This is a genomic window from Pseudomonas sp. St386 (assembly GCF_018325865.1).
GTDB lineage: Bacteria > Pseudomonadota > Gammaproteobacteria > Pseudomonadales > Pseudomonadaceae > Aquipseudomonas > Aquipseudomonas brassicacearum.
Genome location: NZ_AP021900.1, coordinates 6,443,514 through 6,468,853 on the forward strand (window position 1 = coordinate 6,443,514; position 25,340 = coordinate 6,468,853).

The 25,340-nt window shown below is 62.9% G+C and carries 27 protein-coding genes; 20 read left to right on the plus strand and 7 right to left on the minus strand.

What is annotated here, in order from left to right:
* Nucleotides 1–144: 144 nt before the first annotated feature.
* Both mutM and KI235_RS28635 read right to left on the minus strand, forming a co-directional pair.
* The gene (gene mutM, locus KI235_RS28630) at nt 145–957 is read right to left on the minus strand and encodes a bifunctional DNA-formamidopyrimidine glycosylase/DNA-(apurinic or apyrimidinic site) lyase (RefSeq protein ID WP_003206537.1); all 813 of its coding nucleotides are present in this window, start codon (nt 955–957) and stop codon (nt 145–147) included.
* A 30-nt stretch (nt 958–987) separates the two neighbouring features.
* Nucleotides 988–1,803, minus strand: coding sequence for an HDOD domain-containing protein (locus KI235_RS28635; RefSeq protein ID WP_172681424.1), 816 nt, complete (start codon nt 1,801–1,803; stop codon nt 988–990).
* Nucleotides 1,804–2,036: 233 nt separating this feature from the next.
* On the opposite strand from KI235_RS28635, the gene KI235_RS28640 reads away from it, so the two are divergent.
* From KI235_RS28640 to ilvD, 4 genes are all read left to right on the plus strand, one after another.
* On the plus strand, nt 2,037–2,576 hold the full coding sequence (locus tag KI235_RS28640) for a type 1 glutamine amidotransferase domain-containing protein (RefSeq protein WP_003206541.1): 540 nt from the start codon (nt 2,037–2,039) through the stop codon (nt 2,574–2,576).
* Between the two features lie 111 nt (nt 2,577–2,687).
* Nucleotides 2,688–3,884, plus strand: coding sequence for a class I SAM-dependent rRNA methyltransferase (locus tag KI235_RS28645; protein ID WP_003206543.1), 1,197 nt, complete (start codon nt 2,688–2,690; stop codon nt 3,882–3,884).
* A gap of 327 nt (nt 3,885–4,211) precedes the next feature.
* Nucleotides 4,212–4,337 carry a hypothetical protein gene (locus tag KI235_RS30660; RefSeq protein WP_256365286.1) on the plus strand — a complete coding sequence of 42 codons (126 nt, stop codon included), beginning with the start codon at nt 4,212–4,214 and terminating at the stop codon, nt 4,335–4,337.
* Nucleotides 4,338–4,605: 268 nt separating this feature from the next.
* Complete coding sequence (gene ilvD, locus KI235_RS28655; protein ID WP_003206549.1) at nt 4,606–6,447, plus strand: dihydroxy-acid dehydratase; 1,842 nt, start codon at nt 4,606–4,608, stop codon at nt 6,445–6,447.
* 186 nt (nt 6,448–6,633) lie between these two features.
* On the opposite strand, the gene KI235_RS28660 is transcribed toward ilvD, so the two are convergent.
* Entirely contained in the window at nt 6,634–7,689 is a 1,056-nt protein-coding gene (locus KI235_RS28660) for a phosphorylcholine phosphatase (protein ID WP_013694476.1), read from the minus strand.
* A 243-nt stretch (nt 7,690–7,932) separates the two neighbouring features.
* On the opposite strand from KI235_RS28660, the gene KI235_RS28665 reads away from it, so the two are divergent.
* Nucleotides 7,933–9,324 carry an L-cystine transporter gene (locus tag KI235_RS28665; protein ID WP_003206553.1) on the plus strand — a complete coding sequence of 464 codons (1,392 nt, stop codon included), beginning with the start codon at nt 7,933–7,935 and terminating at the stop codon, nt 9,322–9,324.
* A gap of 119 nt (nt 9,325–9,443) precedes the next feature.
* On the opposite strand, the gene KI235_RS28670 is transcribed toward KI235_RS28665, so the two are convergent.
* Nucleotides 9,444–9,956, minus strand: a complete 513-nt coding sequence (locus KI235_RS28670; protein WP_003206554.1) for a dihydrofolate reductase — start codon at nt 9,954–9,956, stop codon at nt 9,444–9,446.
* 86 nt (nt 9,957–10,042) lie between these two features.
* Here KI235_RS28670 and KI235_RS28675 point away from each other — a divergent pair, with 86 nt between their 5' ends.
* Nucleotides 10,043–11,410: a DUF2868 domain-containing protein gene (locus KI235_RS28675; protein WP_027912909.1), complete on the plus strand. Its 1,368-nt coding sequence runs from the start codon at nt 10,043–10,045 to the stop codon at nt 11,408–11,410.
* Nucleotides 11,403–12,776, plus strand: coding sequence for a GTPase/DUF3482 domain-containing protein (locus KI235_RS28680; protein WP_003206558.1), 1,374 nt, complete (start codon nt 11,403–11,405; stop codon nt 12,774–12,776). Before KI235_RS28675 ends, KI235_RS28680 begins: the two co-directional genes overlap by 8 nt.
* A 142-nt stretch (nt 12,777–12,918) precedes the next feature.
* Here the strand turns inward: KI235_RS28680 and KI235_RS28685 are convergent, their stop codons facing one another.
* Both KI235_RS28685 and KI235_RS28690 read right to left on the minus strand, forming a co-directional pair.
* Nucleotides 12,919–13,410 (minus strand): DUF523 domain-containing protein, encoded by a 492-nt coding sequence (locus tag KI235_RS28685; protein ID WP_003206561.1) that lies wholly within the window; start codon nt 13,408–13,410, stop codon nt 12,919–12,921.
* A gap of 1 nt (nt 13,411) precedes the next feature.
* A complete protein-coding gene (locus tag KI235_RS28690) occupies nt 13,412–14,044 on the minus strand; it encodes a 2OG-Fe(II) oxygenase (protein ID WP_003206563.1) in 633 nt (210 codons plus the stop codon).
* 140 nt (nt 14,045–14,184) lie between these two features.
* Between KI235_RS28690 and KI235_RS28695 the strand changes: the two genes are divergently transcribed.
* Nucleotides 14,185–14,928, plus strand: coding sequence for a DUF2059 domain-containing protein (locus KI235_RS28695; RefSeq protein WP_003206565.1), 744 nt, complete (start codon nt 14,185–14,187; stop codon nt 14,926–14,928).
* A 96-nt stretch (nt 14,929–15,024) separates the two neighbouring features.
* Here the strand turns inward: KI235_RS28695 and KI235_RS28700 are convergent, their stop codons facing one another.
* Entirely contained in the window at nt 15,025–15,972 is a 948-nt protein-coding gene (locus KI235_RS28700; protein WP_027912908.1) for an alpha/beta hydrolase, read from the minus strand.
* 108 nt (nt 15,973–16,080) lie between these two features.
* On the opposite strand from KI235_RS28700, the gene KI235_RS28705 reads away from it, so the two are divergent.
* The 12 genes from KI235_RS28705 to hrpT all read left to right on the plus strand — a co-directional run bounded on the left by KI235_RS28705 (nt 16,081) and on the right by hrpT (nt 25,339).
* Entirely contained in the window at nt 16,081–16,656 is a 576-nt protein-coding gene (locus KI235_RS28705; protein ID WP_003206570.1) for a DUF6436 domain-containing protein, read from the plus strand.
* A 404-nt stretch (nt 16,657–17,060) separates the two neighbouring features.
* Nucleotides 17,061–17,984 carry a sigma 54-interacting transcriptional regulator gene (locus KI235_RS28710; RefSeq protein ID WP_003206571.1) on the plus strand — a complete coding sequence of 308 codons (924 nt, stop codon included), beginning with the start codon at nt 17,061–17,063 and terminating at the stop codon, nt 17,982–17,984.
* 93 nt (nt 17,985–18,077) lie between these two features.
* Nucleotides 18,078–18,287: a hypothetical protein gene (locus tag KI235_RS28715; RefSeq protein ID WP_003206573.1), complete on the plus strand. Its 210-nt coding sequence runs from the start codon at nt 18,078–18,080 to the stop codon at nt 18,285–18,287.
* A 60-nt stretch (nt 18,288–18,347) separates the two neighbouring features.
* Nucleotides 18,348–19,277 carry a type III secretion protein gene (locus KI235_RS28720; RefSeq protein ID WP_013694481.1) on the plus strand — a complete coding sequence of 310 codons (930 nt, stop codon included), beginning with the start codon at nt 18,348–18,350 and terminating at the stop codon, nt 19,275–19,277.
* A 59-nt stretch (nt 19,278–19,336) separates the two neighbouring features.
* Nucleotides 19,337–19,711: a type III secretion system inner rod subunit SctI gene (gene sctI / locus KI235_RS28725; RefSeq protein WP_003206577.1), complete on the plus strand. Its 375-nt coding sequence runs from the start codon at nt 19,337–19,339 to the stop codon at nt 19,709–19,711.
* A 14-nt stretch (nt 19,712–19,725) separates the two neighbouring features.
* Entirely contained in the window at nt 19,726–20,613 is an 888-nt protein-coding gene (gene sctJ, locus KI235_RS28730; protein ID WP_013694482.1) for a type III secretion inner membrane ring lipoprotein SctJ, read from the plus strand.
* Nucleotides 20,610–21,200, plus strand: a complete 591-nt coding sequence (locus KI235_RS28735) for a hypothetical protein (RefSeq protein WP_003206581.1) — start codon at nt 20,610–20,612, stop codon at nt 21,198–21,200. The genes sctJ and KI235_RS28735 overlap by 4 nt, the downstream gene beginning before the upstream one ends.
* The gene (gene sctL, locus KI235_RS28740; RefSeq protein ID WP_003206583.1) at nt 21,178–21,771 is read left to right on the plus strand and encodes a type III secretion system stator protein SctL; all 594 of its coding nucleotides are present in this window, start codon (nt 21,178–21,180) and stop codon (nt 21,769–21,771) included. Before KI235_RS28735 ends, sctL begins: the two co-directional genes overlap by 23 nt.
* 570 nt (nt 21,772–22,341) lie before the next feature.
* Nucleotides 22,342–22,566 (plus strand): type III secretion protein, encoded by a 225-nt coding sequence (locus tag KI235_RS28745; RefSeq protein WP_003206585.1) that lies wholly within the window; start codon nt 22,342–22,344, stop codon nt 22,564–22,566.
* Nucleotides 22,553–22,990: a type III secretion system chaperone gene (locus KI235_RS28750; RefSeq protein WP_003206587.1), complete on the plus strand. Its 438-nt coding sequence runs from the start codon at nt 22,553–22,555 to the stop codon at nt 22,988–22,990. Before KI235_RS28745 ends, KI235_RS28750 begins: the two co-directional genes overlap by 14 nt.
* Nucleotides 22,983–25,133 (plus strand): type III secretion system outer membrane ring subunit SctC, encoded by a 2,151-nt coding sequence (sctC, locus tag KI235_RS28755; protein WP_003206589.1) that lies wholly within the window; start codon nt 22,983–22,985, stop codon nt 25,131–25,133. The genes KI235_RS28750 and sctC overlap by 8 nt, the downstream gene beginning before the upstream one ends.
* The gene (gene hrpT, locus KI235_RS28760; RefSeq protein WP_003206591.1) at nt 25,130–25,339 is read left to right on the plus strand and encodes an HrpT family type III secretion system protein; all 210 of its coding nucleotides are present in this window, start codon (nt 25,130–25,132) and stop codon (nt 25,337–25,339) included. Before sctC ends, hrpT begins: the two co-directional genes overlap by 4 nt.
* Nucleotide 25,340 lies beyond the last annotated feature (1 nt).

Here is a 25,340-nt window from a genome sequence, read left to right on the forward strand (position 1 = left end):
GCCAGAAGTCCATATCCTGCGTTGCTGTTCCTCGCCATAGCGGGCTATGACTCGTCACAGCGCCTTGGCTATGGACTTCTGGCATCCGAATTTGAGCTAACGAACTAGCCACACAGGCCACTTGACTATAGACCGTAGGACAAATCAGCTCTGACAGCGTGGACACCAGACGCTCGCACGCTGGCCCAGGCGGATTTCCCGCAGCCCCGTGCCACAGACTTTGCACAGCTCCCCGCCCCGTCCGTAGACGAACAGTTCCTGCTGGAAATAGCCAGGTTGGCCGTCCCCGCCGATAAAGTCCCGCAGCGTGGTGCCACCGCGCTCGATGGCATGGGCGAGGATGCGCTTGATCTCGATCGCCAGCTTCAGGTAACGCGCCCGGGAAATGCCTCCGGCGGCCCGGCGTGGGTCGATCCCGGCGGCGAACAGGGCCTCGGTCGCGTAGATATTGCCCACCCCCACCACCACCGCGTTGTCCATGATGAACGGCTTGACCGCCATGGAACGCCCTCGCGAAAGCTGGAACAACCGTTCGCCATCGAACAGGTCGGTCAACGGCTCGGGACCCAGGCGAATCAACAGCTCGTGATTGAACGGGTCAAGGCTCCAGAGCATCGCGCCAAAACGCCGAGGGTCGGTGTAGCGCAAGGCCAGGCCGGACTCCAGCTCGATGTCCACGTGCTCGTGCTTGGCGGCCGGCATGCCGACCTCCACCAAGCGCAGATTGCCGGACATGCCCAGGTGGCTGATCAACGTGCCGACCTCGGCATTGATCAACAGGTACTTGGCCCGCCGCTCCACCTGCACGATGCGCTGGCCCGAAAGCCGCACGTCGAGATCTTCCGGGATCGGCCAGCGCAGGCGGCGGTCGCGGACCACCACGCGGCTGACCCGCTGGCCTTCAAGATGGGGCGCGATTCCGCGACGGGTGGTTTCGACTTCCGGCAGTTCTGGCATGAGGTTCTCGAGTCAGGCGAAGCCCCGCACTCAACGAGTGGCGAGGTCGCGAATTTCCTGTTTCTGGGTCTGGAAGTCGTATTCCGACAACCCGATGTAATCGAGCACAAGGCTCCCGACACTATCCCACTCGTGATCTTCGGCCTGATTGCCGAGCACCCGGTGGGACGCACAGATGTTCTCGGACATCTTCAGGATCGCCAGCAGGTTCTTCAACTGGCTGTTGTTGCGTGAAGACTCGTCGCTGAAGATCGCCAGGGCATTGTGGTGGTTGGCGATGGCCTGGCTGACGTGATCCGGCAGGCGCCAGGATTTGGAGGTGTAGTAACCGACCACGGCATGGTTGGTGTTGAACTCACGATTCTCGGTGTCCACCACCCGGCACTCGGCGCTGGCATTGGCGTAGGCCTCTTCCAGCACGCCCATGTAGTTGGGGAACTGCTTGAGCATCAACGGCACGCCGCAATCGTGGAACAGCCCCAGCGCATAGGCTTCGTCACCGTTCTCCAGGCCGACGCGCTTGGCCAGGGTCAGGCAAGTCATCGCCACATCCTGGGCGGTATCCCAGAAGCGGTTCAGGGTAACGATGGCGTCGTCGTGCAGTTCGCCCTTGATCGACTGCGCATTGATCAGGTTGATGATCGAACGGCTGCCCAACAGGTTCACCGCGCGCTGGATCGAGGTGATCTTGTTGCGCAGGCCGTAGTACGGCGAGTTGACGATCTTGAGCAAGGCCCCGGAAAGGCCCGGGTCGTGGGAAATCAGCTTGGCGATGGTCTCCAGGTCCGGGTCGGGCATGTACTGTTCCATCTGCAGATCCACCATGATCTGCGGTTGGGGCGGCACGCTGATGCCTTGCAAGGACTGTTGGATCTGTTCGGCGGAAAGTTCTTTGGACATGAGTACACACTCCGGTGTCAGGCGGGGATTCTAACCCTTAAAGATGGATCCGATACACCGCCGGGTAGATCGGCGGAACTTTCCTTCAGGCATCGGCTTCGGACTTTACAGGGCCGACAGCCAAGCCTGCATTAAGGCTTGAGTCGGCAACCCCGCCACTCAGCTTGAGGAGATTTTTCATGCCTGGCTCCCTGAACAACAAACGTGTCGCCATCCTCGTGACCGACGGTTTTGAACAGGCCGAACTGACCGGCCCCCAACAGGCGCTGGAACAGGCCGGCGTCAAGGTTGACATCGTTTCGGCCCGCGAAGGCCAGGTCAAAGGTTGGAACCATGACCAGCCAGCCGACGACTTCCGGATCGACCTGACCTTCAAGGCCGCCAATGTCGAACAGTACGACGCCGTGGTGCTGCCCGGTGGCGTGCAGAACTCCGACACCATCCGTATCGACGTCGATGCCCAGAAACTGGTCAAGGGCTTCGAGGCGGCGGGCAAGCCCATCGCGGTGATTTGCCATGGCGGCTGGCTGCTGGTGTCGAGCGGGTTGGTCAAGGGCAAGACCATGACCAGCTACAAGACCCTCAAGGATGACCTGGTCAACGCCGGCGCGAACTGGGTCGATAAGGAAGTGGTCAAGGACGGCACGTTGATCAGCAGCCGTCAGCCCGATGACATTCCGGCGTTCAACCGCGAGCTGATCAGCGCGTTGTCCGCCTGAAGCCTGCCCGATACCGTGGTGAGGGAGCACGCTCCCCCACCACATGTCCACCACAAGCCCCGCCAAGGTTGCAACACGGTATACTCCCGCTCTTTTTTCCGGAGCGACGTCATGTCCCTGCCTAGCCTGCGCCTCAAAGCCAACGCCGACCGTCGCCTGCGCGCCGGCCACCTGTGGGTCTACAGTAACGAAATCGATGTAGCCGCCACCCCGCTGCACGGCTTCAAGGCCGGCGACCAGGCCATCCTCGAAGCCGCCGGCGGCAAGCCGCTGGGCATCGTTGCGATGAGCCCCAACAACCTGATCTGCGCCCGGCTGCTGTCCCGTGACGTGAAGCTGCCGCTGGACAAGTCCCTGCTGGTGCATCGCCTCAACGTGGCGTTGTCCCTGCGCGAGCGACTGTTCGACAAACCGTTCTATCGCCTGGTCTACGGTGATTCCGACCTGTTGCCAGGCCTGGTGGTCGACCGTTTCGGCGACATCCTGGTGGTGCAGATCGCCTCTGCCACCATGGAAGCCCACAAGGACGACGTGATCGCCGCCCTGACCCAGGTGCTCAAGCCCAGCGGCATCCTGTTCAAGAACGACTCCGCGGCCCGTGACGCCGAAGGCCTGAACCGCTACGTCGAGACCGTGTTCGGCCTGGTGCCGGAATGGGTCGCCCTGGAAGAGAACGGCGTGAAGTTCGAAGCGCCGGTCATGGAAGGCCAGAAAACCGGCTGGTTCTACGACCACCGCATGAACCGCGCACGCCTGGCCCCGTACGCCAAGGGCAAGCGTGTACTGGACCTGTTCAGCTACATCGGCGGCTGGGGTGTGCAAGCCGCAGCGTTCGGCGCCAGCGAAGTGTTCTGCGTCGATGCCTCGGCCTTTGCCCTCGACGGTGTCGAGCGCAACGCGGCGTTGAACGGCTTCGCCGAGAAGCTGACCTGCATCGAAGGCGACGTGTTCGAAGCCCTGAAAGAGCTCAAGGCCAGCGAAGAACGTTTCGACGTGATCGTGGCCGACCCACCCGCTTTCATCAAGCGCAAGAAAGACCTGAAAAACGGTGAAGGCGCCTATCGCCGCCTCAACGAACAAGCCATGCGCCTGCTCAGCAAGGACGGCATCCTGGTCAGCGCGTCGTGCTCGATGCACCTGCCCGAAGACGACCTGCAAAACATCCTGCTGACCAGCGCTCGCCACCTGGACCGCAACATTCAACTGCTCGAACGCGGCGGCCAGGGCCCAGACCATCCGGTACACCCGGCCATTGCCGAAACCCGCTACATCAAGAGCATCACCTGCCGGTTGTTGCCCAACAGCTGAGGCCGGGCGGGGCCAGGGCCGTAGCGCTGTGCCCCGCAGACTCCAATTGCATCCTGATCGCAGCCTTGGCTGCGATTTTTTTTGCGCGTTTGAATAAGTCTGTAGGAGCTTCCCCACGCAATTACCAGAGCCTTCCTACTCCATCTCCCCCGCGCCTGGCCGGCATGACGCATTAGGATTGAAAGCGACCCTCAGGTACGTCTTGGAACTGTTCGATGACTGATCCGCAAAACCACCTGGCCGCCCGCAAACCTGCCACCGTCGGCCTATTGCTGACCCTGACATTGCTCGGCGTCTTTCTTTATTGTCGGCGGGCTAACCAGTGCCGTGATCAGCCTCACCCCGCTGGACTTACAGCTGGCCCTGGCCCTCTGCCTGATCCTGCTCAGCCTGCTGGGGCTGGCACTCAATGCCCTGGTCCGGCATCGCTACCGCGGGTTGTTGGCCGACTGAACCCTGCCAGTCGTCATCCCGCACACGACATTGGCGTCCGATCAGCGTTTTGCGTCATTTCATCCTGGCGCCAGCGGTGTAGAATCGCGTCATTCATCGCCATTCATCCCCGGCGGGTTTATGAGCTCATGCTGAGGCGCGCAGCGATCCTGCAAAGTCATCAGCCACTTCCGGACACACGGCCAAACCCGGGTGTTCCAGACGTCGACAGAAGCTCACTTCCCCATTGATACCTGATAAGTACCTGATTAGCCGCCCGGAGTGCTCCATGCCTGATTACCGCTCGAAAACATCCACCCATGGCCGCAACATGGCCGGCGCTCGTGCCTTGTGGCGCGCCACGGGGATGAAGGATGACGACTTCAAGAAGCCGATCATCGCCATTGCCAACTCCTTCACCCAGTTCGTACCGGGTCACGTCCACCTCAAGGACCTCGGCCAGCTGGTTGCCCGGGAAATCGAGCGCGCCGGCGGCGTTGCCAAGGAATTCAACACCATCGCCGTGGACGACGGCATCGCCATGGGTCACGACGGCATGCTCTATTCGCTGCCGAGCCGCGAGATCATCGCCGACTCCGTCGAATACATGGTCAACGCCCACTGCGCCGACGCCATCGTGTGCATTTCCAACTGCGACAAGATCACCCCGGGCATGCTCATGGCCGCCCTGCGCCTGAACATCCCGGTGATCTTCGTCTCCGGCGGCCCGATGGAAGCCGGCAAGACCAAGCTCGCCAGCCACGGCCTCGACCTGGTCGACGCCATGGTCATCGCCGCCGACTCCAGCGCCTCTGACGAGAAGGTTGCCGAGTACGAGCGCAGCGCCTGCCCGACCTGCGGTTCGTGCTCCGGCATGTTCACCGCCAACTCGATGAACTGCCTGACCGAAGCACTGGGCCTGGCCCTGCCGGGCAACGGTTCGACCCTCGCCACCCACAGCGATCGCGAACAGCTGTTCCTGCAGGCCGGCCGGACCATCGTTGAGCTGTGCAAGCGCTACTACTTTGATAACGACGAGTCGGTGTTGCCGCGTAACATCGCCAACTTCAAGGCGTTCGAAAACGCCATGACCCTGGACATCGCCATGGGCGGTTCCACCAACACCATCCTGCACTTGCTGGCCGCTGCCCAGGAAGCCGAGATCGATTTCGACCTGCGCGACATCGACCGCCTGTCCCGTCACGTGCCGCAACTGTGCAAGGTCGCGCCGAACATCCAGAAGTACCATATGGAAGACGTGCACCGTGCCGGCGGGATCTTCAGCATCCTCGGCTCCCTGGCCCGTGGCGGCCTGTTGCACACCGACCTGCCGACCGTGCACAGCAAGACCATGGCCGAAGGCATCGCCAAGTGGGACATCACCCAGACCACCGACGAGGCCGTGCATCACTTCTTCAAGGCCGGCCCGGCGGGCATTCCGACGCAAACCGCGTTCAGCCAGTCGACCCGTTGGGAAACCCTGGACGACGACCGTGAAAACGGCTGCATCCGCAGCGTCGAACACGCGTATTCCAAGGAAGGTGGCCTGGCCGTGCTGTACGGCAACATCGCCCTGGATGGCTGCGTGGTGAAAACCGCCGGCGTCGACGAGTCGATCCATGTGTTCGAAGGCAACGCGAAGATTTTCGAAAGCCAGGACAGCGCCGTGCGCGGCATCCTCGCTGACGAAGTGAAGGCCGGCGACATCGTGATCATTCGCTACGAAGGCCCGAAAGGCGGCCCGGGCATGCAGGAAATGCTCTACCCAACCTCCTACCTGAAGTCCAAGGGCCTGGGCAAAGCCTGCGCCTTGCTGACCGATGGCCGGTTCTCCGGCGGCACCTCGGGCCTGTCCATCGGCCACGCTTCTCCGGAGGCAGCCGCTGGCGGCGCCATCGGTCTGGTGCGGGACGGTGACAAGGTCCTGATCGACATTCCGAACCGCTCGATCAACCTGTTGATCAGCGACGAAGAACTGGCCGGGCGCCGCGTCGAACAGGACAACAAGGGCTGGAAACCGGTGGAAGTGCGTCCACGCAAAGTCACCACGGCCCTCAAGGCCTACGCCCTGCTCGCCACCAGCGCCGACAAGGGCGCGGTGCGTAACAAGGCAATGCTCGACGGCTTGTAAGCGTCTACAGCGACAATAAAAATGCCCCGCCAAGTGCGGGGCATTTTTATTACGGGAAACACAGAACACCAACCACCACATGTGGGAGCGAGCTTGCTCGCGATGGCGGCGTATCAATCAACAGTGAGGTTGAATGTGACGCCCTCATCGCGAGTTCAAGCTCGCTCCCACAGGGGGGTGTGGGTCTTACTGGATGTCTTCGGGCTTGACGATCACCCAGTTCTTGTCCGCGGTCACCGTCAGTCCTTCCTTGGCCTGGGCGGCAGCGTGCTTGGCCATCATGCCGTTAATCTGGGTCATGTATTTGTCCTTGCGGTTGACCCACAGGTGGATGCCGCCCTTGGCTACGTCCACATCGTGGAACAGCATGTAACCATCGCTGCTGGGTGTGTCGCCGCCCACCAGTACCGGTTTTTTCCATTCGTCGATGTACGTCAGGATCGCTGCGTGCTTGCCGGCCATCCAGGTCGCCGGGGTCCACAGGTAAGGCGTGTACTCCAGATCGAGGTTGGCCTTCTCGTCATATTTGCCGGCAGTGATCTGCTTGCGCGCGGTGGTCAGCTCGCCGGTCTTGCGGTCCTTGAGCAGGGTGGTCACGCCGATCACGTTCTGCGGCTTGAGGTTGTAGCCGTACTTCGGATCGGAGGCGACCATGCGCACCAGTTCTTCGGAAGCGGCGGTCATGACATAGACCTCGATGCCGTTTTCCATCAGCTTGTTGTACAGCTCGGCCTGGCCGGTAAAGACTTTCGGCGGGTTGACGTTGTACTGGACCACCTTGTCGCCGTCGTAATACGTGGTCGGCACTGGCTTGCCGGACGCCATCAACTCGTCGACATAGCCCTTGAGCTCCTTGAGGGTAAAGCCGGAAAACACCTGGGCCACCCATGGGTAGCAGACCATGTCATCGACTTCGCACAGGCGGTAGTAGTAGCTGAACAGGCTTTCCTTGTGGTCGGCGGTGTCCTTGAACGGCATCAGCTTCAAGGACGGGTCCAGGGTTTCCCGGGTGATGAGGCCCTTGTTTTCCATGAACGGCAGCAACGACTCCTCAAGGTCGTAGCGGTAACTGGTGTTGTCCATGTCGAACACCGCGTAGTTACCCTTGTTGGCGTTGGCCGCGATCATCGTCTCCAGGGCCTTGGCTTGTTCCGCCGGCCAGTGTTTGAGATCGGTGGCGAGTGCCTGGCCGGCGAGACCAAGGCTCAAGGCGACAGCGAGAAAACGAGGTGCGAGTTTCATCGGCATTTCTCCCGGGTTCAAAAGAACTCGACGCTAACAAATGCTTGTGACAGTCCTCGCCTACCCGCGACCGCTTGCGTCTTGATTGCGCCAGCGACATATCCGTAAACGTCGCTGCCTTATTCCATAAACGACAATCTACATGCGTTTTTAGTATTAATTCATTAGTTATCAGGCTGTTAGGCTTCCCGGCTCACAGTCGCGGCTTCGGGCGACTGGCACGTCTTATCGGAGTCTCTTTTGATGAATCTGCCTTTGATCCTCAATCTTCTGGTGTTCCTCGCCTTGCTGTTCGGCCTGGCACAAACCCGTCACCGCACCTGGAGCCTGGCGAAAAAAGTGCTGCTGGCACTGGTGCTGGGCGTGGTGTTCGGTCTCGCTCTGCACACGATTTATGGCGCCGGCAACCCGGTGCTCAAGGCCTCGATCGGTTGGTTCGACCTGGTGGGCAACGGCTACGTGCAGTTGCTGCAAATGATCGTGATCCCGCTGGTCTTTGCCTCGATCCTCAGCGCCGTGGCCCGCCTGCATAACGCCTCGTCCCTGGGCAAGATCAGCTTCCTGACCATCGGCACGCTGCTGTTCACCACCGCCATCGCCGCGCTGATCGGCATTGGCCTGACCAACCTGTTCGGCCTCACCGCCGAAGGCCTGGTGGCCGGCACCCAGGAACTGGCGCGCCTGCAAGTGATCCAGAGCGACTACGCCGGCAAGGTCGCCGACCTGAACATCCCGCAATTACTGCTTTCATTCATCCCACAGAACCCCTTTGCCGACCTGGCGCGGGCCAAGCCGACCTCGATCATCAGCGTGGTGATCTTCGCCGCGTTCCTCGGGGTCGCGGCGTTGCAGTTGCTCAAGGACGACGTGGAGAAAGGCCAGAAAGTGATCAACGCCATCGACACCCTGCAAAGCTGGGTGACGCGCCTGGTGCGCCTGGTGATGAAGCTGACGCCGTACGGTGTGCTGGCGCTGATGACCAAGGTGGTGGCCGGTTCCAACCTGCAGGACATCATCAAGCTCGGCAGTTTTGTCGTGGTGTCGTACCTGGGGCTGGGCCTGATGTTCGTGGTCCATGGCCTGCTGGTGTCCGCTGCCGGGATCAACCCGTTGCGCTTTTTCCGCAAGATCTGGCCGGTGCTGACCTTCGCCTTCACCAGCCGCTCCAGCGCGGCCACCATCCCGTTGAGCATCGAAGCCCAGACCAGCCGCCTCGGCATTCCACGGGCGATTGCCAGCTTCAGCGCCTCGTTCGGCGCCACCATCGGCCAGAACGGTTGTGCCGGCCTTTATCCGGCCATGCTGGCGGTGATGGTCGCGCCGACTGTGGGCATCAACCCGTTGGATCCGGTGTGGATCGCGACGCTGGTGGCGATCGTGACGTTGAGTTCGGCCGGGGTGGCCGGGGTCGGTGGCGGCGCGACATTCGCCGCGCTGATCGTGCTGCCGGCCATGGGCTTGCCGGTCTCGCTGGTCGCCTTGCTGATTTCCGTCGAACCGCTGATCGACATGGGCCGTACGGCGTTGAACGTCAGCGGCTCGATCACCGCCGGGGCGATTACCAGCCAGGTGATGCAGCAGACTGACAAGGCGTTGCTCGATGCCGAGGAGCATGGGGAGTTGGTGCACGCTTGATTGCCCTGATACCTGTGGGAGCAAGGCTTGCCCGCGATGAAAGCGACGCGGTATTCCATGGATCGAGGCGCCCGGATCGCGGGCAAGCCTTGCTCCCACAGGCATTGCTCACACAGGGCTTACAGCTTCTCCCACACCTCAAAGCTATAGGCCGGTTTGTCCCCTTCGGCCGGATTCGGCTGGTTCGAAACCAGCGTCCACTGGCTCGCATCAAATGCCGGAAACCACGCATCCCCTTCCGGGCTCAGCGCCACGCGGGTCAGGTACAGTCGATCCGCCTGTTCCAGGGCCTGGGCGTACAGTTGGGCACCGCCGATCAACATCAACTCGTCGACGCCTTGTTCCAGTGCCCACGCCTCGGCCCGCGCCACCGCAGCTTCCAGGGTGGAGAACACTTGCGCGCCCTCCAGCACCAGGCCCGACTGGCGGCTGACCACGATGTTCAGGCGTCCCGGCAGCGGTCGACCGAGGGAATCCCAGGTCTTGCGCCCCATGATGATCGGCTTGCCCAGAGTGGTGGCCTTGAAGTATTTGAAATCCCCCGGCAGGTGCCAGGGCATGCTGTTGTCGATGCCGATCACACGGTTTTCACCGAGGGCTGCGATCAGGCTTAAAGGGAGAGTTTTGTTCATGGCCGCGAGGATACCAGAGGCTCGGCGTACCCCGACAGGCATCACAGCGGTTATGCTCAACCCTCATTCGAGCAACGGAAGCACTCGTGACAGTACTGCAAAACCTCTGGTTGACCGAGACGATACGCCTGCGTGAAGAACACGCCGGCCCGCTCGAGGACCAGGAAGCCAATCGCCTGGCCCGTGCAGCCGGCGGCGACTTAGCCACTCGCATCCGCCACCGTGCCCGCTGGCTGGCCGAGCGCGATGGCCTCACCGAGGCCCTGCGCCATTGGCTGCAAGGGGCGCGCCTGGCGCTGATCGCATTGGCGCTGCTCGCCGTCATCAGCGGCGCCGGCCTGGGCTTTGCCGCACTTGGCAACGGGCAGGCAGCGGTCAATGTGTTCTGGGCCTTGGGCAGTCTGCTGGGGCTGAACCTGATCCTGCTCATCGGCTGGGCCCTGGGCCTGATATTCGCTGGCGAGCAAGGTGCCACGCTGGGACGCCTGTGGTTGTGGCTCAGCGAAAAACTCGCCCGCGACGCCAAGGCCGCCCAACTGGCGCCGGCCCTGCTGCTGTTGCTGCAACGGCACAAACTCAATCGCTGGGCCCTCGGCGTGCTGGTCAATGGCCTGTGGCTGCTGGCGATGCTCAGCGCGCTGGTCATCGTCCTGCTGCTGATGGCGACCCGGCGCTATGGCTTCGTCTGGGAAACCACCATCCTCGGCGGCGAGACCTTCGTCGCCATGACCCAGGCCCTCGGCGCGCTGCCCGCCCTGCTGGGCTTCAGCGTGCCGACGGTGGAAATGATCCGCGCCAGTGGCGATTCCGCCCTGAACATCGAGAGCGCGCGCCAGGCCTGGGCTGGCTGGCTGGTCGGTGTGCTGCTGGTCTATGGCCTGTTGCCGCGCCTGGGCCTGGCACTGCTGTGCCTGTGGCGCTGGCGTCGCGGCCGCGCCACCCTGCGCCTGGACCTGAACCTGCCGGGCTACGCCCAATTGCGTGAACGGCTGATGCCCAGCAGCGAGCGACTGGGCGTCAACGACACCGCCCCCGCGCAACTGCATCCCATCGAAAATGCTGTCAGTGCAATAAATAGCGACGGCGCACTGCTGGTGGCAATCGAGTTGGACGACCGGCCCTGGCCGCCCAAGCTGCCCGAAACCGTGAAAAGCGCCGGCATTCTCGACAGCCGCGAGTCGCGCCACAAACTCCTCGAACAGCTGTCGCGCTTTCCGCCGGCACGCCTGGCTATTGCCTGCGACCCACGCCGTTCGCCGGACCGCGGCAGCCTGGCGCTGATCGCCGAGCTGGCCCGCAGCGCCAGCGCCACCCGCGTCTGGCTGTTGCAGGCGCCGCCCGGCGAAGCGCTGGACGCCGAGCGCCTGGGCGACTGGCACACCGCACTGCAACAGTTGCAGTTGCCCTTCGCCGACTGCATGCCCTTGAACTGGCTGGAGACCGGCCATGACTGAGCCCATGAAGCCGCTGAAGCTGGCCGTGGTCGGCCACACCAATGTCGGCAAGACCTCGCTGCTGCGTACCTTGACCCGCGACGTCGGCTTCGGCGAAGTGTCCCATCGCCCGAGCACCACCCGGCATGTCGAAGGTGCGCGCCTGTCGGTGGACGGCGAAGCGCTGCTGGAGCTGTACGACACGCCGGGCCTGGAGGACGCCATCGCCCTGCTCGATTACCTCGAGCGCCTTGAGCGACCTGGCGAACGCCTCGACGGTCCGGCGCGCCTGGCCCGCTTCCTCGAGGGCAGCGAGGCGCGGCAACGCTTCGAACAGGAAGCCAAAGTGCTGCGGCAACTGCTCGCCAGCGACGCCGGGCTTTATGTGATCGACGCCCGGGAGCCGGTGCTGGCCAAGTACCGCGATGAATTGGAAGTCCTTGCCAGTTGTGGCAAGCCGCTGCTGCCGGTGTTGAATTTCGTCAGCAGCGCCCACCATCGCGAGCTCGACTGGCGCGAAGCCCTGGCACGACTGGGGCTGCACGCCCTGGTACGTTTTGACAGCGTCGCCCCGCCCGAGGACGGCGAGCGACGTCTGTATGAGAGCCTCGCGCTGTTGCTGGAAAGCGCCCGTGGGCAACTGGAACGCCTGGTCGCCGATCAACAGGCCCAACGCCTGGCCCGCCAGCAGAGCGCGGCGCGCTTGATCGCCGAACTGCTGATCGACTGCGCCGCCTGCCGACGCAGCGTCGCCAGCGACGCCGAACTGGAACGCGAGGCCATCAGTGAACTGCGCAACGCGGTGCGTCAGCGCGAGCAGCGCTGCGTCGAGGCTCTGCTCAAGCTTTACGCTTTTCGTCCCCAGGACGCCGCCGCCAGCGATCTGCCGCTGCTCGACGGGCGCTGGGGCGATGACCTGTTCAACCCCGAGACCCTCAAGCAACTGGGCGTACGCGTCGGTGGCGGGATCGCGGCGGGCGCAGCGGCCGGGGCCGGCGTCGATTTGCTGGTGGGCGGCCTGACCCTTGGCGCCGCTGCCCTGGCCGGGGCCATTGTCGGCGGCACCCTGCAAACGGCCCGCAGCTATGGCAACCGGCTGATGGGCAAGCTCAAGGGGCAACGGGAATTGACGGTGGACGACAGCGTGCTGCGCCTGTTGGCCCTGCGCCAACGCCAACTGCTGCAAGCCCTCAACCAGCGCGGCCATGCGGCAATGGACAGCATCCGCATCGCCACGCCCCAGGACAAGACCTGGCGCGAGGGCAAGCTACCCGAAACCTTGAACAAGGCGCGGGCGCATCCGCAATGGTCATCCCTGAATACTCAACCGCGATTGAGCCAGGCAGAGCGCCAGGAGCTGATTGAGCAGTTGGCTGAGCAGCTATAACCCAGTAGCAAGCGATTTTGTGGGAGCAAGGCTTGCCCGCGATGAAATCGATGCGGTCTTTCAGAGACCGAGGCGCCTGTATCGCGGGCAAGCCTTGCTCCCACAGAGAGTTCCTTGCCGCTGAGAACTGCGCGGCTCAAGGTTACTCGTTGTTCAGGGCCTTGAGGGCCGCCGCCGCTTCAGGCAACTCCAGCTCACTGAACACCTTCACGCCATGCCGCTTGAGCAACGCCGCCGTCACGCCTTCGCCGCTGACTTTCACACCGCTGAACGTTCCGTCATAGGTCAACAGGTTGCCGCACGACGGGCTGTTGGCCTTGAGCACGGCGATGCGGATGCCGTGTTCACGCACCCGTTCCAGCGCTTGATACGCGCCCGACAGGAACTGCGCACTCACATTCTCGCCGTCGGTAGTAATCACCGCCGCCTGACCGTCGAGCACTTGCCCGCCCTGCCCGCCAGGAATCTCCGCCGCCGCCCGAGGCGTAGGCAAGCCGCCGGCGACTTCCGGGCACAGCGGTACGATCCGGCCTTCGTCGAGCCATTGCTGAAGTTGATCGAACGGCCCGCTGGCGCCGCCGTCGTAGCGCACGCGATGCCCGAGCAGGCAGCGACTGACCAGGATCTTTTCCATCTCAGAACAACTCGTTGCCGCGACGGCGGAACCAACCGGTCAAGGACAGGCGATCGCGCGTGGCCGGCAGTACTTCATGGGGAATGTCCCCCGACAGGAACACCACCAGGCAACCGCCAATGGGCACCACGTCCTGTTCGAGGCTTTCGTCCAGGTACATGCGCAACTGGCCGCCGTGTTCCGGCAACCATTCGTCATTGAGGTAGAGCACCGCCGACACCATGCGCCGGTCGTCATCGCGGAAGCGGTCGACGTGCCTGAGGTAGAACGCGCCGGGTGGATAGAGGGCAAAGTGACTTTCGAAGTCTTCCAGGCCCAGGAACAACCCGCGATTCATCGCCTCGCGCAGGCTGTCCATCAGCGCCAGGTAATGGTCGCAGGCTTGCGCCTGGCCGGGTTCGATCCACTGGATGTGATCACCCCGGATCCCTTCGCGGATCTCCGAGAACGGCCCGCGCCCGACCGCTGCCGGGGCCAGTTCGCCCTCGGCGGCCCGCTGGCGGCATTCGGCCGCCAGGGCGCGGGTCAGCGCATCCGGCAGGAAGAGGTTCTGCTGCGACCAGCCGTGCTCGGCCAGATCGTCGACGATACGTAACAGCAGCGGGTGATCAGAAGGTATTTGCATGGCGCGCATAGTATGCCTGTGCCTGCAAAACCGACAGCGCCACGCAGCGGGTTCGCTGCGTCAAATAGCACCGCAGTACGAACTTGATACGAATTCTCGACAAGACCCCACACCCCACGGAGAATAGTCGGCTGCTGACAGGAGTCCCTATGCGCCGTTTGCTTTTCTCACTGTTGATGTTCTGCGTTTTGCCCGCCTGGGCAGACAGCTACGACCAGTTGTACAAGGTCGCCGGCTGGCCGGAACAGCGGGCGCATTTCAATGACGCCTTGAGCGCCGCCCAGCAGCGCTATCAGAGCAGCCTGCCGCCGGCGGTGTTCCAGGCCCTGGTGAACAACAGCAATCAACGTTTCGCCTCTCAGGCCATGGACCAGCGGGCCGAGGCGCAGATGCGCAAGAATCTGCGTGACCCCAGCCCGGCCCTGAGCTTTTTCCAATCACCCCTGGGTCGCAAGGTCGTGGCGGCCGAGTTGCTGGCGACCCGGCGTGATCAATTGGCGAAAAACGCCAAGGGCCTGCCGAAGATGCCAGCCAGCGACAACCGCCTGTTGATCATCGGCCACCTGGCCCAGGCCCTGCCCGCCCGCGAGGCCGGCGCCGAAGTCAGCCTGGCGATCGCCGGCGTGGCGGCCGACAGCCTGAGTTCGATGATCCCGGGACTCTTGGGCGGCGGCCAGGCCCAGGGCATGCTCAACGGCCAGCGCCAGCGGTTAATGGAACAGATCGGCGCGGACCTGAACAACACGCTGCTGTACGTCTACCGTGACCTGACGGATACCGAGCTGGAAGAGTTCGCCACCTTCGCCGAATCGACCGAGGGCCAGGCTTATTATCAGGCGGCTTTGGCGGCGATTCGGGCGGGGTTGGCGGTGGGGCAGAATCTCGGGCAGTAGTTCAGCGCCGCCATCGCGAGCAAGCTCGCTCCCACATTGGATCTAGCAGCTCAATACCCTGTGGGAGCGAGCTTGCTCGCGATAGCAATAACCCAGTCACCGCCGAACCCGGCTCATCCGCTTCGTCAGAAAACCAAACATCTCCTGCCGCAACGCCAGCGCCTCATTCGCCAAATGATGGCGTCCCTCGGGCAACATCAACACCTGCGGCCGATCGAACTTGCTGCGCAGCACTTGCAGGTTGTGCGCCCAATCCACCGTCATGTCCGCCTGGCCCTGCACGATCAATGGTTGGCGCGGGCTGCTCGGGGCGGCTTCGATACGCTTGATCCATTGCCCCAATGCACCCACCCAGGCGGTGGGCAGGCGCAGTGGTTGCAGCGGGTCGGCTTGCAGGAACGGCAGGAAGTCCGGGTCGGTGGAGTTCTCGCTGAAGCGTCGGGCAATCCCCTTCACGAAGGGCTTGAGCAGGTAATAACTCAGGCGCGACCATCCCCAGGCCCGCGGCCGCACCAGGGGCGACAGCAGGATGACCTGGCCCTGCGCCGGGCTCTGCGCACCCTGGTTGAGCACGTGATCGACGACGATGGCCCCGCCGGTGCTTTGCCCGCACAGATGCCAGGGTTGCGGCAGGTCCAGCGTCCCGGCCTCGGCCAACAGGCCCTGCAACGCGGCCTGGTATTCGGCAAAATCCCCGATGCTGGCGCGCTCGCCACTGGATAGCCCGTGGCCCGGCAGGTCCCAGGCGATCACCGCGAACTTCTGCTCCAGGGCCCACTCGATCAAATGGCGATACAGCCCCATGTGATCGTAGTAACCGTGGAACACAAACAAGGTCGCCACGGCCTTTTCCGGCCACCAGACCTGGCTGACCAGCTCATACCCACCCACCTCGAAACGCCCCAATCCCTTGCGCACGCTGCGCTGGGGAAAGTCCAGGCCATAGAACCGCTGGTAGGCCTGGGCTTGCTCGGACAGGGCTTGCCACTGGGCCAGCGGTTGCAGGCTGGCACGCAGGAGATCGGGGTCGAAAGTGGCAGGCATCAAGATTTCCAGGCATAGGCGCATCGCGCGAAACAGACTTTGTAAGCCTGCGATATTCATCTGTCGCGGCAGGCATGGCAAGCTACGCGGCTTCAGAGGATCGACTCCATGCGCCCGTCCCACCGCACGACCTTGCTCGCCAGCCTGCTCGCCCTCGGATGCGCCGTCGTATTGTGGATGGCCTACGACTGGTTCCAGGGCCGTTTCCTGCGGGCTTTCAGCCAACACACCGCGGTGTTTTCCGGCGACCCGCTGCGCCTGCCTGCCGATCTGGCCGGTCCCGGTGCGATACGTCTGGTACATTTCTGGGACCCGGCGTGCCCGTGCAACGTCGGCAACCAGCAACACCTTTCCGAGCTGGTCGATAAATATGTACCGCAAGGCGTCGAGTTTTATGCGGTACAAAAAGCCGGCAGCCAAGGTCAGTTGCCAGCCACATTGAGCCACTTCAAAACCCTCCCGACGCTCCCCGGTTCAAGCCAGATTCCTGCAAGCCCGGCCGTAGCGATCTGGGATCGCAGCGGCAAACTGGCGTACTTCGGCCCCTACAGCGAAGGCCTGACCTGCAACTCGAGCAACAGCTTCATCGAGCCGATTCTCGAGGCGTTGAGTGTCGGCCGGGAAGTTAGTGCGACTCACACGTTGGCGGTCGGCTGTTATTGCCCATGGTCGGTTTCGAACTGACGAATTAACTACAACACGTATTGTCAGCCGCCTCTAGGCTGACGCCACTAAGTTATGCCTAGTGTTTGCTTTTAGAGCTCTTGCTCAAAGTAAGGGTCTGGGCTGAACCGTTTGTCGGATCCAATTTTTCCAAACGGCGCCATTACCGATCCTTTTCGGCCTGTGCCCCATGCCAGACGGGTTGTGCAGGGCAATTGAGCTCCGTTGACCGTTTAGCTGAATCGATTAACAGCGGCCGTGCCAGCATGAACTTTTTTTTAATCTCTTCTCTAAACCTCGTGACCAGCAAAATGTTCATTACCAGTGCAGTCGCGCGGCGGCGCTAACTAGAGGAAGTTTCACACGCCTTTTCATCGTTCAACTTGTCGACCCTCCTAACCAAACAAGAAATGGAATCGTCAGTGATGCAAAAGCTGCTATGCGCTGCACTTTCCAATCCCTATAAAGAAGATGCCCTCAACCTTGAGGCGTTCGTCCAAAGCGTCGCTCCGCTCATGATCGACGTGTTGCTGCGCGGCGAGACGGGTACCGGTAAAGACACGCTGGCAGAAAAGATCCATCGCATGTCCGGCTGCTCCGGCAAGTTCGTTGCCATCAACTGCGCCGCCATTCCCGAAACCCTCGCCGAGAGCCAGCTTTTCGGGGCCAACACCGGCGCGTTTACCGGGGCCAACCAAAATCGCGCGGGGTTCGTCGAAGCCGCGCATAACGGCACGCTGTACCTGGACGAAATCGACAGCATGCCGTTGGGCCTGCAAGCCAAGCTGCTGCGAGTCCTGGAATCCAGGACGGTCCAGCGCCTGGGCTCGACCCAGAGCATCCCGGTGAACATGCGAGTGATCGCCTCCGCCCAGTGCCCGCTGGGAGAAATGGTCGAACGTGGTGAGTTTCGCAGGGACCTTTATTTTCGCCTGAACATCATCAGCCTCAAGCTGCCTCCACTGCGCAGCCGCAAGGAGCGCATCGTGCCGCTGTTCCAGTCGCTGGTGCGCCGGGAGGCCCAGGCACTTGACCGGCCCTACGTCGCACCGTCGCCAGCGCTGTTGCGCCAACTGCTCGGCTACGCCTGGCCTGGCAACATCCGCGAGCTGCAATCCGCCGCCAAACGATACGTGCTCGGCTTGCCGGCACTGCCCCGCGCCGAGCAACTGGAACACAACAGCTCGACGCTCAAGTTGAAAGAGCACCTGCAGCAGTTCGAAAAAATCCTCATCGAGGACTGCATGCGCCGCCACCATCATTGCATCGACAAGGTCATCGCCGAACTGGGTATCGCCCGGCGCACGCTGTATTACCGGATGAAGTGCCTGCAAATATCGACGAGTTGAGTGGGATCGGTGGAACCGTTTACACAACGGTCGCCACTTAACCATCGAGACGTTCACGATCGTCTTGCCATTCCACAACCCGGAGATACGACTATGAGTTTTGGTGGAGCTTCTCTCGCCGCTTCCACGGCTGCCATGCAGCAGATGGACGCGACCTCGGCTGCGATGACAACCATGAAATCCCAATTCGACCAGAAAAAACTGGTCGCCGACACCATGAACGCAATCGCGGCAGGGTCGATGGACACCGCAACCAAAGCCATCACCGCCATGGGGGAGGCCTCGAAAAACATACGATTCTGACCCTCTCGCTTCAGCCCCGCTCCGGCGGGGTAACTTCAAGCGCGATGCGAGGAGGCCCCTATGCACATCGACTTGCCAGACAGCCTTCGTGCCCAGAGAGACCTGCCCCATGACGAGTCCACGCGGCGCCCCGCCCCTACCCCGCCGGGCCTGGCGAACGTGGTCGCCGAGCATCTGGCACTGCACGGGACCGGCGACCGATTGAGGGAGTCGCTCGTCCAGTGGGGCGCCGAACACGGTTCGACGGGCGGACAGTCGCGGTTCGGCTGGCCCAGCCCCCAGGACAGATTGGCCGCAGAGACCGACGACCCTTTGCGACTGGTCCTGGAAGACATCCTGGAGGAGATCAACGGTGGCACCGGTTCCAATCTCGACGTCGACATCGATGATGCCTATTCCAATGAAGACCTGTTCAACGATCTGGCGCAGATGTTCGCCCATCGCCGGCAGCCCATCGGTGACAACGATGTCGACAGCCAAAGTGATTTCGGCAATGCCAACAACCCCTTCTGTGGCGCGCTGTTCGGCGCCTGGGAGATGGAGGGTGATCACGCCACGCGGCGCAGTCGTCATGACGCGAGCCTGTCGCTGCTGCTCAAGATCATCGCGGTCCTGGGCCGCAGGAAACTGCTGACGCTGCTGGACATCGAGGAAGGTGACGGCCAGGCGCGGTATGAACCAGACGACCAGGACCTGTTGTTCGAGATCGCCGCGTTCATGGACCAGCACCCGGCGCGCTATCCCCCACCGGCGACCCCCGACGCAGAACGCTGGACATGGACCGAACGCATTGCCCGCGGCACAGCGCTGGATGCTCGCGAAACCCGGTTGTTCCAGCTTGCCCTGGAAGAGCTGGACTTCGCCCTTGCCCGCCTGGCCGGCCAGCAGCCCCCGCTGCGCCAGCGTACCCGGCGCAACCGGGAGGAAATCGAGTTTCACCTGAGCGTCACCGGTAGCGCTCGCAACGTCTTGAGGCTGATGTGCGCCTGAAGGCACCCGCCCTTTGAAACTGACACTTTGAAGCAAGCCTTTGAAACAGGAGAAACGCCATGGACGTACAAGCCATCGACCCCAGCAACCTCGCCTCCACCGCTGCCAAAACCAGCGCCAAGCCACACGCGAGCGCCGAGACCAGCGATGTCAGTTGGTTCAACGCGCAAATGCGCGACAAAGCCCCCGCCCCGGACAGTGAAAACAATGTCGCCGCAAGAATCATCGATTCGTTGTCGAGCCGCTCCGGCGAATTGCAGCGACTGGACGATCGCGCCAACCGGGACATGCTCAAGGCCATCCGCACCGCCGACCCGAAAGACATGCTGCAGTCGAACCGCTCGTTGTCATCCTTCCACCTGGAAAGCCTGATGACCGCGAAAATCGTCAGCAAGGGCTCCCAGGCAATCGAGAAGCTCACCAATCTTCAGTAAAGGGAAAGCCGGTCATGTCCATGCGCGCATTCTCAACACTGTTGCTGTGTCTGCTGCTCACCGGTTGCGATGAACGGACGGCGCTGCACAGCCATCTTTCCGAGCAGGATGCCAACGAAGTGATCGCCGAATTGGCGAACAAGAACGTGGAAGCGAGCAAGCAGGTCGATAAAGACGGGCTGACCGTACTGGTCGAGCCTGCCGACATGAACAGCGCCGTCCAGGTACTCGAGGCCGCCGGCCTGCCGCGTCGCTCACGCTCCAGCCTGGGGGAGATCTTCCGCAAGGAAGGGGTCATTTCCACGCCGATGGAAGAACGTGCCCGCTACATCTATGCGCTGTCCCAGGAGCTCGAATCGACGCTTTCACAAATAGACGGCGTGGTGCTCGCCCGGGTCCATGTGGTCCTGCCGGAACGGGTGGCCCCGGGTGAGCCGGTCCAACCCGCATCGGCCTCGGTGTTTATCAAGCACACCAATGCCCTGGACCCCGACAGCATTACCCCGCGCGTGCGCAACCTGGTCGCCAGCGGGATCCCCGGCATGGCCGATGCTACCCAGAACCCGACCAAATTATCGGTGGTCTTCGTTCCCGCCGCACCGTATCAGGAGCGGCGCAAGATGGCGTATTTCGGCCCGTTCCTCATGCAGGCCGACGACATCGGCTATTGGCGGGCGGTGACCGTGACGGCAAGCATCACCTTGCTTGCCATCCTGATGGGCGTCTTGTATGGCCTCTACCGGCTATGGCGCCAAGGCGTGTTAGTGCTGCCACGACTTCTCGATCGCAAGTTCAGCAAACCAGCCAGGACGCCCGCCGCCCCCCAAAGCAGCGCGACACCTGGGCTGTTCGCCGTGAAAAACCCGGGGACCAAACCCGACAGTAACGGGACCGCCGCATGACGGCGGAAATTGCATGGGTTCGCTGGTGGAGCCTCGCGTGGCGCGAAGCAGACCGGGGCTGGTATTCGCCGGCGCTTGGCCTGCTGACCGCGCCACAGATCGACGTCCTCGCCCGAGGGCAACATGCCGCGCTTGCCCACAGCTTCGGTATGACGCCATGCACGCCACCACCACCCAGCCCGGCGCTGCAATCGCTGTTCTGCGGCACGCCCCGGACCTTGGCCCTTGCCTGCGAATTGGTGGCGAACACTTGCGCACCGTTAACGGCAACACAGGCACTTTCGGCGCAGGACCGGGCCTGGTGCGAGCGCACCGCCAGAGCCCTGCGCCCGGGGCACTGGCTCGAACAAGACCAGGATCCACTCGCCCTGCTGCGCGCATGGCTGGACGAACGGGCCTGGGAACGCGCGCGCCTGGCGTTCCCACGCGACAGAATCATCGCCATCGAATCGGCGCCAGCCCCTCAACCGCCAGCCGCCAAGCTGAACACGCTTTGGCAGTCCGCCTGCTGGAAAGCTGAGCAAAGCCTGGCACCCTCGGCCCCTATCCAAACGGAGAGACACGATGCTCGCTCGGCGTTCGCTTGAACTGCGCCCCGATGGCCAGGGCCTGTCGCAGCCCTACATCGCGCGCGAAACCCTGGTTGATTGTGCCCGCGCACAGGTCGTCCTCGAACAGGCCCAGGCGCAGGCGGGGCAATTGCTTGAACGCGCCAACGCAGAGGCGGACGCGACCGTGCTCGAGGCTCAAGCGCAATTCTGGGAAAAGGCCGAAACCTTGCTCGCCGCATGGGACACCCAGCGTCAAGCCATGTGGGAGCGGATCGAGAGCAGTGCTGCACATTTGGTCAACGAGGCCCTGGGGACGCTGTTGAACGAGGTCCCGCAGCAGGCACGCATCGATGCGCTCGTCCGCCAACTGGCGTCGCGTCAGGACGACCCGATCAGCGCCACCCTTCGCTGTCATCCTGAAGACCTGGCAAGCCTGACCCGGAGCCTGGGCACCGACAGCCGACGCCCCTGGACGCCAGTGGCCGATGCCGACATGGAACGACATCAACTGAAGCTGGAAACACCAGGCGGTACATACCAGCTCGACTGGCCCACCGCCGTCGAGGCCCTGCGTCTGCCCGAACCACAAAACATCACCGCAAGCTGACCCTCCGCCATCGCGAGCAAGCTCGCTCCCACAGGGGATTTGGGGTGACTGCGATGCCTGTGAACACCCCGGAAAAAACTGTGGGAGCGAGCTTGCTCGCTCCCACAAATGGATCGAAGTACGACCGGGAGAGCCAGGTCGGCTACTAGGCCGCCTCGCGGCGGACGTTGATCTCGGCGCCCGGTTAACCACGATGGCCGAACGCAGGCATTGCGTAGTGGGCACCTCGGCATGGATGCCGAGGTAGCCGCGCTGGGCCATGGATGGCCCTTCGCGGCGGGCCCACGGAGCAATGCCTTCGTTCGGGCATGCCGAGCCTAGGCGAGGCACCGAGTGGTGGGGCAAAGCCTTTTTGGTTACTTTTTTGGCGTCTGAAAAAAGTGACCCGCCGTAAGGGCGGAACCCTAAGCAGCCGTTACCGCAGCAAAGGATATGTACCCGGTCAAAGAAATCCTGTCCGGATACTAAGGCCACCATCACCCCGTCAGTTTTTTTCCTCATCCGCGCGGAACCGCCAACGGCATACCCACCACTCACACCGTGAACATGCCTAGCCCAGAGGAACCGCCCATGTCTTCCGCCGATGCCGTCCAGCGCCGCCTCGACACCTACTTCCAACGCGCGACCGACAACGTCAACAACGCTGCGATGAACGCAGCAGAAAGTCAGTCACTCGACGACATGCACTCATTCGTGACCAGCATGAACGGCATGTCCGTCGCGGTGAACGCAGCCACTCAACAGACCACGGCCCATCACAACCTCGCCAAGGCGATCATCGATGCAATGCCATGAGCTGCGCACACAGCTCACCCGCTGGAGCGCCAGCGTCGATGGCCCGGAGCACTTCACCGTTGTCATCGACGATGGCGACGCAACGTTCAGCAAGCTCGAAGAGGGCCTGCTGGTATCGGTCGAGCTGAGCGTCCCGGCGACACGCGAGGTGGCTCTGGAAGACCTGCTTCGGCTGGCGCACCCAAGCCTCTCGCGATTTCCCGGCGCGCTGGCCCGTTCGCCACAAGACGGCCGGTTGTGGCTACTGGCGCAACTGCCGCCGGACAGGCACATCGACGACTTGATCGAGGTGCTCGAAGCACTGCTCAACCAGCGTGACACCTGGCAATCGATTCTCAATAAAGACCAACGAGCCGTTGCCGCGCCAGTGGCGCGACGCCTCTCGCACTCTCACTTGCTCGGAACAGGAATCCGTCATGCCTAACAGGTGGCTTGCACCGTACCGCTTGATGACCGCAGGCAAAGTACACCTTCGCCAGTTGATCGCACACCGCTGGACGGGACCTTCGCTGATCGCGCTGGCGCTGACCGGTGCACTGGGTGCTAGCCTGCCGGCACAGGCGGCAGTCCCGACCGACTGGAAGAACACGCCTTACGCCTATGACGCCCAAAGCACGCCGCTGGCCAAGGTACTCGGCGACTTCGCCAATACCTTCGCGGTGCAGTTGGTGATCGATGGCACCGTGAAAGGCACCGTCGACGGCCGGATGCGCGCCGAAAGTCCCCAGGCGTTCCTCGACAGGCTCGGCCTGGAAAATCGCTTCCAGTGGTTCATGTACGGCAACACCTTGTACGTCAGCCCCTTGCAGAACCAAGACTCCACGCGCCTGGAAGTATCCGCCGATGCCGTCCCGGACATGAAGCAGGCCTTGACCGACATCGGCCTGCTGGATCCGCGTTTCGGCTGGGGTGAATTGCCCGACGAAGGCGTGGTCCTGGTCTCCGGCCCGGAGCGCTACGTGCGCCTGGTGGCGCAGTTTGCCGAAGTGCGCAAGACACCCGAAGAGAAGCAGGAAGTGATCAGTTTCCCGCTGCGCTATGCCACCGCCGCCGACCGCAACGTCAAGTACCGCGGCGAAACGCTGGTCATTCCCGGGGTCGCCAGCATCCTGAAAGGTTTGCTGGAAAGTCGCAGCGCCGTGTCGGGGGGCATGCAGACGGCCTCTCCACAGGCGTCGTTCCAGAACATGCAGAACCAGCAGTCCATGACCATGGGCAATATCGAACAGTTGGCAATGAACGGCATGGGTCGTCCGAACACCAGCCGCGTACCATCCGGCGCGAACAGCGGTGCAGGCGGCCGGGGCAAGATCCGCGTCGAAGCCGACGTGCGCAACAACGCGGTGCTCATCTACGACGCCCCCAAGCGACGGGAAATCTACACGCCGCTGATTCGCGATGTGGACGTGCCGCGCAAGCTGGTGGAAATCGACGCGATCATCCTCGACATCGACCGCACCCAACTGGCCGAGCTGGCCTCGAACTGGAACGTCGAGAGCGGCGACCTGATCGGCGGCGCCTCGATGATTCGACCTGGCGCCAGCTCGACGGTGTTCATTCAGGACTACGGCGATTTTTCCGCGCAACTGCGGGCCCTGGAGGGCCGTGGCCTGGCCTCGGTGGTGGCGAACCCGTCGGTACTGACCCTGGAGAACCAGCCGGCGGTCATCGACTTCAGCCGGACCGAGTACATCTCGGCCATCGGCGAGCGTGTAGCCACTGTCGAACCCATCACGGCAGGCACCAGCTTGCAGGTCGTGCCCCATGCCATCGAGACCGGGGGCCGCAACCAGATCCAGATGTCCCTGGAAATCGAGGACGGCCGTATCGAACCCTCGGAGGTCGGCCAGCAGACGCCCAGCGTGCGCCGGGGCGTAGTCAGCACTCAGGCTGTCATGGGGGAAAGCCGGTCATTGGTGGTAGGCGGTTTTCATACCGAAGAGACCGGCGACAACCTCGAACGGGTGCCATGGCTGGGTCGCATCCCGCTGATCGGGCCGCTGCTGTTTTCCTCGACCACCCGCGAAACCAGTCGCCGCGAGCGGGTGTTCATCCTGACGCCGCGCCTGATCGGTGACCAGGTCGACCCGGCCCGCTACATCTCCGCCCTTGACCGCGAACAGGTCGACAGCGCCATGGCCCGCCTGGAAGAGCGTCGCAACGGCACCCGCCCCGTCGGTCGTATCGAGGTCAGCGACGTGCTCGCCCAACTCGCCGACGGCAACATTCCGGCCACGTTCAAGCAAGCCCCATCGATTCCCTATTCGCCCGACACATTGTGCGCGTTGCAACCCGGGCTATCGCTGGACGCCGCCCGGGCCCAATGGTTCGCCGGCCCCGATTACGGCATCGCCGTGGGCGTGATACGCAACGACGATCAGCGGCGCTTGCGTTTCGACGAGGCAAGCTGCGGCAGTCGCTGGACCCTGGCCACCTCCGCCTGGCCGAAGGTGTGGCTTGAGCCCGGCGAGGAAACGGAAGTGTTCGTGGTCATGAAACAACCCACGCACACGCCAGGCGGCGAGCGCCCTTCTCTTCTGCAAACCAGCGCGAGGACCCTGCCATGAGTCGCACGCCACTGCTGCTCGTTTTATTGCTGAGCCTGCCGGTGTTCGCCGGCTGCGCGAACCGCTCGGGTTGCCAGGGCGATGCCTGCAGCCGCGCCGAACCGGACAACGGTCGGCTGGTGATCTGGTGGTCACCCGGTATGCGCGGCGGCCTTGGCTCCCCCGAACACCCACTGGACCATTCGGTCGTCCCATTGGAGAACTGAA